Source organism: Microbacterium sp. CIAB417 (assembly GCF_022788845.1).
The window spans coordinates 704,796-716,736 of the sequence record NZ_JAHZUT010000002.1 but is presented as its reverse complement, the minus strand read 5'-3'; the positions used below and the strand labels follow the sequence as shown (position 1 = coordinate 716,736).

Below are 11,941 nucleotides of genomic sequence, written 5' to 3'. Positions count from 1 at the left end.
TCAGGAGGCCTTTCGGTTGCGCAGGGCGGTGCGGGCGACGACGATGCCGCCGCCGATCGTGAGCACCCCGCCGGCGAGGAGGAGAGTGATCGGCAGCTCAGCACCGGTCGCGGGCAGGAGCCCCGCCGGTGCACTGCCGGGAGTACGCGTGACGATGATGTCGACGCGCGCGGTGCGCCCCGAGTCGAGACCGGTCAGCACGATGGAGTGCTCACCGGGCTCGGCGTCGGCGGGGATCGTGACCGTCGCGGACACCTCACCGTCGGCGCGGGCCGTGGTCAGCGCCAGCGTCACCGGGGTCGAGTGCAGCTCGATAGCCACGCGCTCACCCGGGGTGAAGCCGGTTCCCGAAACGTCCAGCGTCCCACCGAGGGCGACGGACCGTCCCGCGACGTTCGCCGTCGCCGCGGGCGTGGCGCCCGGGGTGGGCGACGTACCAGGCGTCGGCTCAGTCGTCGGCTGCACCGTCGGCTCGGTCGTCGGCTCTACGGTCGGCTCGGTCGTCGGCGTGACCGTGGGGGTCGGCGTCGGCTCGGGAGTGGGCTCGGTCGTCGGCTCCGGGTCGGGGGTTTCGCCCGGGTTCGGAACGACGGGAGCAGCCACACCCTCGCGGGTCGAGCCGGGGCCGCCCGTCCACGCTTCGGCATTCGTGACGAGCTTCTCGCCCGCCGCGTCCTTGGTGATCGTGAAGGCGTCGAAGAGCGCGCCGTCGACGGTGCGCGCCTCGACGTGCATGCGGCCGTCGTCGGTCACATCGACCGTCTGGAACAGCTGGACGTCACGACCGACCACACGCAGGTGCGCGTCGTTGGCCGTCCAGTTGTTCGCGTTCTCGGGGTCCGGAACGTACATCTTCGGGCCCGCGACGCTGACGAGGTAGACCGGGCCGGTGTGGCTCGTGGCCGCATCCGCGCCCTCGGGAAGCCCCTGCTCGTTCGCGTTGAGGTTGCCGCGTCCGTACGCGTGGTCGTGGCCCTGGACGACGAGGTCGACGTCGTACTTCTCGAACAGCGGCAGCCAGGCGTTGCGCAGGCTCGCGTTGTCGCGACCACTCGTCACCGAGAAGATCGGGTGGTGGAACGTCACGACGGTCCACTGGTTGGGGTTGTCGGCGAGCACGCCGTCCAGCCACGCCGTCTGAGCCGCGAGCGTCGAGCCCATCGCCTGCGTCGAGTCGAGCGTGATGAATCGGACGCCCTGGTAGTCGACGTAGTACACGGTCTCGTTGAGCGTCGGCTGGTCGGCCGGGCCGTTCAGCGGGTACTCGAACTGCGCACCCCAGTAGCGGGACAGGTCCGGACCCGGGTAGTACTCGTGGTTGCCGGTCGCAGCGATGACGTTGAGGTACTGGTTGGAGAAGGCAGCGGCTTCGTGCCATTCGCCCCACTCCGCATCGCTCGTCTCGGTGTCAATGAGATCGCCGGCGTGCACGACGGCGCTCGCGTACGGGCGCGCCTCGAATGCGGCGCGGAACGAGCGGGACGTGTACGACTTGTTGTCGTTCTGCGCGTCGCCCTGCACGAGGAAGCTGAAGCCGCCGACGGTGTCCTCCGCTGTGCGGAACTCGAGCCACTCGCTCCAGGTCTCGCCGTCACCGACGCGGTAGACGTAGGTCGAACCGGCCGTGAGTCCCTCGATGGTCGCGGTGTGGTGCGCCACGGGGTAGCCCAGCGTGGTGTCGAACTCGACGTTCGTCGCGGCCGCGACGGTCTGCTGTCCCGAGACCACCGAGGGGCCGCTGACCGCCCACTGCACCTGCGCGGCGGTGACCGCGTTCGACGTACGCCAGGTGACCGATTGGCTCGTCGTCGGCGTCGCGGTCGGGGTCAGGATGACGCGATCGGGCACGGCCGTCGGCCGGTGCACGGATGCGGGATTGACCGCGGGCGGGGCGAGACCGCCGCCGGCTGCGACGGCGACACCCCCGCCGAACATGCTGAGGCCCACGGCGACGGCAAGGCAGCCCGCCGTGAGCAGGGTGGGTCGGGTCATTCGTGGCACGGCTGTGTCACCCTCTCGACGCGCCGGCTTCGGGTGCCGGCTGAATGGTGCGCGCATGGCGCAGGCCTACCCCTGGTGGCCCTCGCCGAGTCTTTCGGTTCGTGCACCCGCGACCGGGCGAAGTCGGCGACCGTTCCCCCGCCGTTCACCGGGCGATGAGTGGTTTCACCCGTGGGGCGAACGCTCCTCCACCGGGCGGACCGACCTTGTACGAGGCCCGCTCACCTCTTGTTCACCCGGTGCGCGTCACGCGCCTTCGGCGGCATCTTCGAGCTCTTCGAGCTCCTTCTCCCACGCATCCTTCGCGAGGCGGTACCAGAGGTAGAACGCGAAGCCGGCGAAGATCACCCATTCGGCCGCGTAGAAGATGTTGAGCCAGTTGACGGAGGATCCCGCATCCGGCGCGGGCGAATCGATGTCGGTCAGGCCGCCCATCGGGTCGTCCGCCACGACGAACTGGCGGTAGACGTCGGTGTCACCGATGTCCTGCCAACGGCTCAGCAACGCGGCGGGCGACATCCGCGTGATCTCCCACGGATCGCTCTTGGGCGGCGGCACAGGGCCCTCGTCGGCGACGATGCGTCCGGTGAGCGTGACGACCTCGTTCGGGTCGGTGCTCTTCGCCAGCGCGTCAGCGGCCGCGTCCGCGTCGTCTCTCGTGGCCGCCCAGCCGACGGCCACCGCGAGCGATGCATCCGGGTCGACCGCGCGCAGGTGGGCGGTGACCCAGTACCCCTCGACGCCGCCGTTGTACCGGGAGGCGACGACGATGAAGTCGCTCGGCACGAACGTGCCGCTGACCTCCACACGCTGACCGATGAGCGGATCGGTCAGGTACTCCCCCGGCACCGCGACATCGGCGATCGGCATGACCTGCTCGGTCGCGCCCTCTTCGCGCGGCGCCGTGTCGATCGCTCGCGCGAGCTGCCACTGCCCGAGCCACGCGAACACCGCCGCGACGGCCAGGCACAGCAAGAGCATCGCAATCCACCGACCGCGCAGCATGACCTCGCGCAGGGTCGGGGGGAAGACCTCGGGAAGGTCGTCGGATGCGGGGGAAGTCACGAGGGAACGGCCGAGCTCAACGCCCGTAGGGGGCGACGACGACCTCGACGCGCTGGAACTCCTTGAGGTCGGAGTACCCCGTGGTGGCCATCGACTTGCGGAGGGCCCCGATGAGGTTCGCGGTGCCGTCGGCGACCGGAGCCGGCCCGTACAGCACCTCTTCGAGCGAGGCCACCTGGTCGACCTTCACGCGGTTGCCGCGCGGGAGCTTCGGGTGGTGGGCCTCGGGCCCCCAGTGGAAGCCCTGGCCCGGCGCATCGGTCGCCCGCGCGAGCGCGACGCCGAGCATGACGGCGTCGGCGCCCATCGCGAGCGCCTTGACGATGTCGCCCGACGTGCCCACGCCGCCGTCGGCGATCACGTGCACGTAGCGCCCGCCGGACTCGTCCAGGTAGTCGCGGCGCGCGCCGGCGACGTCGGAGACCGCGGTGGCCATCGGCGCGTGGATGCCGAGCGTCGCGCGCGTGGTCGAGGCCGCTCCCCCGCCGAACCCGACCAGCACGCCGGCCGCGCCCGTGCGCATGAGGTGCAGCGCCGCGGTGTATGTGGCCGCTCCTCCGACGATGACAGGGACGTCAAGGTCGTAGATGAACTTCTTGAGGTTCAGCGGCTGGTCCACGGACGACACGTGCTCGGCCGAGACGGTCGTGCCGCGGATGACGAAGAGGTCGACGCCGGCGGCGACAACGGTCTCGTAGAGATCCTGCGTGCGCTGCGGCGTCAGGGATCCGGCCACCGTCACGCCCGCGGCACGGATCTCCGCGAGGCGGTCGCGCACGAGCTCGGGCTTGATCGGCTCGGCGTACAGTTCCTGCATCCGCCTGGTCGCATCGACGGAGGAGAGCGTCGCGATCTCGGCCAGCAGCGGGTCCGGGTCGTCGTAGCGCGTCCACAGACCCTCGAGGTCGAGCACGCCCAGCCCGCCGAGCTGACCGAGCATGATCGCGGTGCGGGGGCTCACCACCGAATCCATGGGGGCGCCGAGCACCGGGATGTCGAAGGAGAAGGCGTCGATCGTCCACGAGGTCGAGACGTCCTCGGGGTTGCGCGTGCGACGCGAGGGGACCACGGCGATGTCGTCGAAGGTGAATGCGCGCCGGGCCCGCTTCGCGCGGCCGATCTCGATGTCCATGCTCACCCCTCCAGCCTAGCCGCCGGATCGGGAGTCACCACGGCTCGTCCACGCGCGGGGCGAGCGCGAGCACGATCGCCCGCTCCGTGGGGAAGCACGCCGCGAACAGATCGGTGATGCGGGGGTCGCCGGCCAGCACCTCGGGCTCGTCGACCACGCGAAGGCGTCCGGGGTGAACTCTGGTCCTCGCCGCGGTCGCGGCACTGCGGCTGCCGGCCGGCCGGTCGGCGCGCGGAGGCACCGAGACACCCGCCGCGTCCGAGTCCGCATCCGCACCCGAGGAAGTCGGCGTCGGCGCCTGAACGCGGACCGAACTCCTGCAGAACGCACCCTTCCGGCTTCCGGCCCCGGGAATCGGGCGTTACTGCAGGAGTTCGGTCGCGCCGCTAGCCGGCTGATACGTCCGGTGAGGGCGCGTCGGGCGTCGCCGTCGCGCGCGGCCGCGAGAGCAGGCGGGTCAGCGGCCCGTCGACGAGGAACAGCAGGAAGGCGAGCGAGCCGGCCAGCGGGCTGAGGGCGACGACACCCGCGGAGATGATGAGGGCGCTGAGCGCTCCGCCGCCCTGGATGCGGGCCTCGGCGAGCGGGAAGTCGGGCATCGACCGATCGTGGGTGCGCACGGCCCATGCCCACTGTGCCCAGCTGCATCCGATCGCCAGCAGAAAGTTGATCGGCAGGAGCATGCGCCCGAGCACCAGGTCGGCGAACTCGTTGTTGATCGTGGAGGTGAAGGGCACGAGCACGATGAAGAACAGCCGCGCCGAGTTGATCCACGTGCCGAGGGTGTCGATGCGGGAGATGTGCTCGAACTGCTCGACGTGCGCCCGCCACATCAGGCTCAGGATGAGGAAGCTGACCAAGAAGGTGAAGAACGGCTGCGACATGCCCACGAGCGCCGCCCAGAGGTCCGCGTCGGAGCGCACCCCGTCGAAGGTTCGCGCCGTCAGATCCAGCACCAGCAGCGTCGCCGCGATCGCGAACACGCCGTCGGTGTAGGCCTCGAGCCGCCGCGTCGAGACGGTGGCCTCGGGATGCTGACGTCGCCGGATCACGAGCGTCAGCGTAGCCCCGGGAAGCGAAACGCCGCACCCCGACGGGATGCGGCGTTTCGAACGCTCTCGATCAGCGCTTGTAGTTGGGCGCCTCCACCACGATCTGCACGTCGTGCGGGTGCGACTCCTTGAGCCCTGCCGGGGTGATCCGCACGAAGCGGCCCTTGGCCTTGAGCTCCTCGACGGTGCGCGCCCCGACGTAGAACATCGACTGCCGCAGGCCTCCCACGAGCTGGTACGCCACGGCGGACAGCGGCCCGCGGTAGGCGACCTGGCCCTCGATCCCCTCGGGGATCAGCTTGTCGTCGTTGGGGACGTCGGCCTGGAAGTAGCGGTCCTTGGAGTAGGAGGTCTTCTTGCCGCGCGTCTGCAGCGCGCCCAGCGAGCCCATGCCGCGGTACAGCTTGAACTGCTTGCCGCCCTGGAAGACGATCTCGCCCGGCGACTCGTCGGTGCCGGCGAGGAGCGAGCCCAGCATCACGGTGTCGGCGCCGGCGACGAGCGCCTTGGCGATGTCGCCCGAGTACTGCAGGCCGCCGTCCGCGATCACCGGTACACCGGCCTCGCGAGCGGCCTGGAACGCCTCCCAGATCGCCGTCACCTGCGGCACGCCGACACCAGCGACGATGCGGGTCGTGCAGATCGAGCCCGGCCCGACCCCGACCTTGACCGCATCCACGCCGGCGTCGATGAGCGCCTGCGCGCCCTCGCGGGTCGCCACGTTGCCGCCGATCACGTCGATGTCCGCGAAGGACGGGTCGGCCTTGATGCGACGCACCATGTCGATGACGCCCGCCGACTGACCGTTGGCGGTGTCGACGACGAGCACGTCGACACCGGCGTCGCGCAGCGCCTCGGCGCGCTCCCACGCATCGCCGAAGAAGCCGATGGCGGCGCCGACGCGCAGGCGCCCCTGGTCGTCCTTCGTGGCGAGCGGATACTTCTCGCTCTTGTCGAAGTCCTTGATGGTGATGAGGCCGGCGAGCTTGCCCTCCTCGTCGATGAGGGGCAGCTTCTCGACACGATGCTTCGCGAACGCCGCGATCACATCACCGGCGCTGACACCGACGGGAGCGGTGATGAGGTTCTCGCTCGTCATGACGTCGCGGACGTAGGTCGTACGGCGCTCGAAGCCGGAGACGAAGCGCATGTCGCGGTTCGTGATGATCCCGACGAGGTGCCCCTCCTCGTCGACGACGGGCAGGCCCGAGATGCGGTACTGGGCGCACAGCGCGTCGACCTCCTCGACCGTGGCGTCCGGAGTGGTGGTGACGGGGTCGGAGATCATGCCCGACTCGCTGCGCTTGACGCGATCGACCATCGCGGCCTGATCGGCGATGGAGGCGTTGCGGTGCAGGATGCCGAGGCCGCCCTCACGGGCGATCGCGATCGCCATGCGCGCCTCGGTGACCGTATCCATCGCGGCCGAGATCAGCGGCGTCGCCACCGTGATGCGTCGGGTCACGCGCGACGAGGTGTCGGCTTCGCTGGGGATGACATCCGTGTGCCCGGGAAGCAGCAGGATGTCGTCGTAGGTCAGTCCGACGAAGCCGAACGGGTCGTGGTTTTCCATCGCGCTCTCCTCCCCCGCCGGCACTCGCGGATGCGGCGGGTCGCCTTAGACGTCAGACGCGGGGGCAGGCCTCGAACGCCGGCCGATCACGGCCCGGGCGAGGGTTTCCCGTCGTCTGTCGATTGTAAGCGGCCGCGGCTGTCGTTTTGTTCCCGCATCCGTTATCGCGCGCGCACGTCCGCGAGCTCCGGCGTGTCCACAGGCGCGAGCGGGCGGGCGATGCCCGATTGCGGATTACGTAGGCTCGAACGGCATCCGGTGACGGAATCCGTCGACGAGGCGATCGTGGCCGGGGCGTGTCCTCGCTGAAACACGACGGACACAATACGCTCGTAGCGTCGTCGTCATTGCCGATGCCGACCGCATCCTGGGTGCGTGTCCCCGACTGGAGGTTCCGTGGTTTCCACCACTGCGACCGAGAGACGATCCCTACCCGGGATTCTTCTCCTCTTCGCCGCGCTCATCGTCGCGCTACTGACCTTTATCCCCACTGCGGCTCACGCCGAGACCACCGATGAGAGCGCCAAGCAGACCGAGGTCTGCGCACCCAGCGCCACCGTCGGCTGCCTTTCCGGCACGCTGCGCGACGCCGGAGCGGGAGTCGTGGTCTCGGCCACCGGCCCGGGCGGCACCGTCTCCACCGAGACCGACGACGACGGCCGCTGGTCGCTGAGCGTCGAGCAGCCCGGTGAGTACTCGGTGACGGTCGACCCCGACACGCTGCCCGACGGCGTCACCCTGAGAAGCGACGAGCCGCAGGTGCGGACCGTGACGCTCGGCGCGAACACCGCCGCGCTGTTCTCGCTCGAATCGGCCGGCGGCAGCGGCGACGGCGGCACCACGAGCGGCGGCACCACGACGGCCGGCTCCGGATTCAACTGGGACCGCCTCGCCCAGCAGGCGGCATCCGGCCTGCGGCTCGGACTGCTCCTGGCACTCGCCGCCGTCGGACTCTCCCTGATCTACGGCACGACCGGCATCTCGAACTTCGCCCACGGCGAGCTCGTGACCCTCGGCGGCCTCCTCGCCTTCGTCTTCGCGAACCTGCTGGGACTGAACATCTGGCTCGCCGGCCTCATCGTCATCATCCTGTGCGCGGCGTTCGGCTACACGCAGGACCTCGCGATCTGGAAACCGCTGCGCAAGAAGCGACTGTCGCTGACGCAGCTCATGATCGTCACGATCGGAATGTCGCTGGCACTGCAGTACGTGTTCCAGTTCTTCATCGGCGCATCGACCGTGCGCATCGTCATGGCCAACCCGAAGCCCGTGCAGATCGGCCCGGTCTCGCTCAGTCAGGACTCGCTGATCGCCATGGGCATCGCGGTCGTCGTCCTCGTCGCGGTCGGTCTCTTCCTGGTCAAGACCCGCGTCGGACGCGCGACCCGCGCCGTGAGCGACAACCCGGCGCTCGCCGCCGCATCCGGCATCAACGTCGACGGCGTGATCCGCCTGATCTGGACCGCATCCGCCGCGCTCGCGGGCCTCGCGGGCATCCTGCTCGGTCTCGTGCTCAACGGCATCAACTGGATGACGGGCATGCAGCTGCTGCTCCTGCTCTTCTCCGCGGTGACCCTCGGCGGCCTCGGAACCGCCTTCGGCGCCCTCTTCGGCGCCCTCATCATCGGTATGACGGTCGAGCTGACGAACATCTGGCTGCCGGGCGACTTCAAGTACGCGACCGCCCTGCTGCTGCTGATCCTGCTGCTGCTGGTGCGACCGCAGGGTCTGTTCGGGCGCAAGGAACGGGTGGGCTGACACATGGAATTCCTGAACCTGCTCACCCAGATGGCGGCAAGCGCCATCTCGCCGGCTACGGCCGCCTTCGCCATCGCCGCGATCGGCCTCAACATCCACTTCGGCTACACGGGCCTGCTCAACATGGGCCAGGCGGGCTTCATGCTGCTCGGCGCCTACGGCTTCGCCGTGTCGATCGGCGCGGGCCTGGGATTCTGGCCGTCGCTGCTGATCGCGATCATCGCGGTCATCATCTTCAGCCTCATCCTCGGTATCCCGACCCTGAAGCTGCGCGGAGACTACCTCGCGATCGTCACGATCTCGGCCGCCGAGATCGTGCGCATGGTCGGACGCTCCTCGATCATGGGCCCCATCACCGGCGGCTCGAACGGTCTTCCCGGCGCGACCTACCGTGATCCGTTCAACGAGCTGTCGTTCCTGCCGGACGGCTCCACCACCATCCTCTGGTTCACGTATGAGAACAACGGCGTGAGCGGATGGTGGATCCGCATCGTGGCCTGGGCGCTCGTGGCGGTCTTCCTCGTGCTGGTGTGGCTGCTCATGCGCAGCCCGTGGGGTCGTGTGCTCAAGGGCATCCGCGAGGACGAGGATGCGGTGCGCAGCCTCGGCAAGAGCGCCTACTCCTACAAGATGCAGGCCCTGGTGCTCGGCGGTGTGCTCGGCGCGTTCGCGGGCATCATCTACGTCCTCCCGTCCTCCGTCCAGCCGGACGCGCTGGGACGCTCGACGACGTTCTTCATCTGGACCGCGCTCCTGCTGGGCGGCGCCGCGACCATCTTCGGACCCGTGCTGGGCTCGATCCTGTTCTTCGCGGTGCGCATCTTCATCCAGGGCATCACCGACATCGTCGTGCCCGACTCGATCATGTCCACCCAGCAGACCGATCAGTTCTCGTGGATCGTGATCGGCATCGCGCTGATGCTCCTGGTCATCTTCCGACCACAGGGCATCCTCGGCAGCAAGAAGGAGCTGAGCTTCAATGTCTGAGCCGATCACGGCGGCCCAGGCGGCCGCACAGGAGAGCCTGTCGCACGTCGCTCAGACGCCCGGCGCGCCGAAGCCCGACCCCATCCTCGTCGTCGACAACATCATCCGCCGCTTCGGCGGCATGACCGCCGTCGACGTCGACCACCTCGAGGTCCAGCGCGGCGCCATCACGGCCCTCATCGGCCCCAACGGCGCCGGCAAGACGACCTTCTTCAACCTCATCACCGGCTTCGACAAGCCGACGAGCGCGAAGCGAGCCTTCGGCGGCCCGCCCGCCGACAAGGCGGCTAGATGGTCGTTCGACGGGCGCACGCTCGGCAGCACGGCCGCATCCAAGGTCGCCCGCAGCGGCATGGTGCGCACCTTCCAGCTCACGAAGGCGCTCTCGCGCATGACGGTGCTCGACAACATGCTGCTCGGCGCGCGAGACCAGCCCGGCGAGAACATGGCCGTGGCTCTGATCCCCGCGCTCTGGCGCAAGCGGGAGAAGGAGATCACCGAGAAGGCGATGGATCTCCTGCAGCGCTTCAAGCTGTACGAGAAGCGCGAAGACCTCGCGGGCTCCCTCTCGGGCGGGCAGAAGAAGCTGCTCGAGATGGCGCGTGCGCTCATGAGCGACCCGAAGATGATCATGCTCGACGAGCCCATGGCGGGTGTGAACCCGGCGCTCACGCAGTCGCTGCTCGGACACATCCAGGCCCTGCGCGACGACGGCACCACGGTCCTGTTCGTCGAGCACGACATGCACATGGTGCGCCACATCTCCGACTGGGTGGTCGTGATGGCGCAGGGCGCGATCGTCGCCGAAGGCCCCGCCGGCGAGGTCATGAACCAGCAGGCGGTCGTGGACGCGTACCTCGGTGCGCACCACGACACCGACCTCGGTGACGACTCGCTGCTCGACACCTCGGTCATCCAACAGCTCGAGGCCGAGGCGGAGGCCGCCGACGCGGCCGCCGAGCGGCAGATCGACGAGGCGCTCGGAAAGGAGCACCGTTCATGACGAACGCGACCGAACCGGTCCTCGTCGCGAAGGACCTGCACGCCGGCTACCTGCCGGGGGTCAACATCCTCAACGGCGTGAACATCGTCGCCCACCCGGGCGAGCTCATCGGCATCATCGGCCCGAACGGCGCCGGCAAGTCGACGTTCCTGAAGGCGGTGTTCGGCCAGGTGTCGATCCGCGGCGGCTCCGTCACGCTCAAGGGCACCGACATCACCGGCTGGAAGCCGAACAAGCTCGTCTCCACCGGCGTGGGCTTCGTGCCGCAGACGAACAACGTGTTCCCCTCGCTGACGATCGAGGAGAACCTGCAGATGGGCATCTACCAGAAGCCGCGCAAGTTCCGCGAGCAGCTCGACAAGATCTTCGAGATCTTCCCGGTGCTCGCCGACCGTCGCGATCAGCGCGCCGGTTCCCTCTCGGGCGGTGAGCGTCAGTCCGTCGCGATGGCGCGCGCTCTCATGATGGACCCGTCCGTGCTGCTGCTCGACGAGCCTTCAGCGGGCCTGTCACCGGTCCGTCAGGATGAGACCTTCATCCGCACCCGTCGCATCAACAAGGCGGGCGTGAGCGTGATCATGGTCGAGCAGAACGCGCGCCGCTGCCTGCAGATCTGCGATCGCGCGTACGTGCTCGACCAGGGACGGGACGCCTACACGGGAACGGGGCGTGAGCTCGCCAACGACCCGAAGGTCATCCAGCTCTACCTCGGCACGCTCGCGGCAGACGTGGACGCGGACAAGTCCGCCCCCGCATCCGCTGCCGCTCCGGTCGCCTCCGCGACGGCGGAGCCGACTCCCGCGGGCACGGTGACCCCCGACGAGCAGGTGCCGACGTCGGTGACGGCGGGCGCCAGCGCGGCGGAGGACCTCCCGCCGGGAGCGGAGCCCATGTCGGACCCGGGCGTCGAGCCCGACGCCGGCAAGGCCTGAGATCCGCGCGGCGCCACACGCCGCCTGAGCGCTCCGTAGGGGGCGGATGCACCCGCATCCGCCCCCTTCCCCCTTTGGACGCGCCGCGCGTCCCCTTCGCTCCCCCGCGGCGCCGCGTCGCCCCTGTGCTCGCCTGTCACAGATCGAGCCGACGGCGTCGATCTGTGACAGGCGAGCATGGGGGGGGCTGGCCCCCGGTACAGGCCCGCATCCCACGTGTTCAAAAGACCCGAAACGCGACCCCAACGCCCCCGGAGCAACAACACGCGTCCCCCCAACACGCACCCCACACGCTCGAGAGCCCCCACACGCGACCCAACGCCGCCGGAGCAACAACACGCGTCCCCCCAACACCGAACCCATCGGTTCAAGGGACCCAACGCGCGGCCCCACAGCCCAGACGCGACAACGCGCGTCCCTCGAACACAGGCGCCATGC

The 11,941-nt window shown here is 69.4% G+C and carries 9 protein-coding genes and 1 pseudogene; 4 read left to right on the top strand and 6 right to left on the bottom strand.

Translation table 11 applies throughout. The features are described 5' to 3' along the window. From KYX17_RS10080 to guaB, 6 genes are all read right to left on the bottom strand, one after another. Positions 1-1,992: a metallophosphoesterase family protein gene (locus tag KYX17_RS10080; protein ID WP_243226853.1), complete on the bottom strand. Its 1,992-nt coding sequence runs from the start codon at positions 1,990-1,992 to the stop codon at positions 1-3. Between the two features lie 255 nt (positions 1,993-2,247). After that, complete coding sequence (locus KYX17_RS10075; protein WP_243227290.1) at positions 2,248-3,006, bottom strand: SURF1 family protein; 759 nt, start codon at positions 3,004-3,006, stop codon at positions 2,248-2,250. Between the two features lie 76 nt (positions 3,007-3,082). Beyond that, on the bottom strand, positions 3,083-4,198 hold the full coding sequence (locus KYX17_RS10070; protein WP_243227289.1) for a GuaB3 family IMP dehydrogenase-related protein: 1,116 nt from the start codon (positions 4,196-4,198) through the stop codon (positions 3,083-3,085). A gap of 34 nt (positions 4,199-4,232) precedes the next feature. Next, entirely contained in the window at positions 4,233-4,355 is a 123-nt protein-coding gene (locus KYX17_RS32020; RefSeq protein WP_283818113.1) for a hypothetical protein, read from the bottom strand. Between the two features lie 229 nt (positions 4,356-4,584). Further along, positions 4,585-5,250, bottom strand: a complete 666-nt coding sequence (locus tag KYX17_RS10065; protein ID WP_243226852.1) for a TMEM175 family protein — start codon at positions 5,248-5,250, stop codon at positions 4,585-4,587. A 70-nt stretch (positions 5,251-5,320) separates the two neighbouring features. Continuing rightward, complete coding sequence (gene guaB / locus KYX17_RS10060) at positions 5,321-6,823, bottom strand: IMP dehydrogenase (RefSeq protein WP_137416236.1); 1,503 nt, start codon at positions 6,821-6,823, stop codon at positions 5,321-5,323. A gap of 396 nt (positions 6,824-7,219) precedes the next feature. On the opposite strand from guaB, the gene KYX17_RS10055 reads away from it, so the two are divergent. The 4 genes and pseudogenes from KYX17_RS10055 to KYX17_RS10040 all read left to right on the top strand — a co-directional run. Next, positions 7,220-8,581: a branched-chain amino acid ABC transporter permease gene (locus tag KYX17_RS10055; protein ID WP_243226851.1), complete on the top strand. Its 1,362-nt coding sequence runs from the start codon at positions 7,220-7,222 to the stop codon at positions 8,579-8,581. A 3-nt stretch (positions 8,582-8,584) separates the two neighbouring features. Further along, entirely contained in the window at positions 8,585-9,568 is a 984-nt protein-coding gene (locus KYX17_RS10050; protein ID WP_243226850.1) for a branched-chain amino acid ABC transporter permease, read from the top strand. Next, on the top strand, positions 9,561-10,571 hold the full coding sequence (locus KYX17_RS10045; RefSeq protein ID WP_243226849.1) for an ABC transporter ATP-binding protein: 1,011 nt from the start codon (positions 9,561-9,563) through the stop codon (positions 10,569-10,571). The genes KYX17_RS10050 and KYX17_RS10045 overlap by 8 nt, the downstream gene beginning before the upstream one ends. After that, positions 10,568-11,317: pseudogene (locus KYX17_RS10040) on the top strand (ABC transporter ATP-binding protein); the annotation flags it as partial. The gene KYX17_RS10045 and the pseudogene KYX17_RS10040, both read left to right, overlap by 4 nt. Between the last annotated feature and the right edge of the window lie 624 nt (positions 11,318-11,941).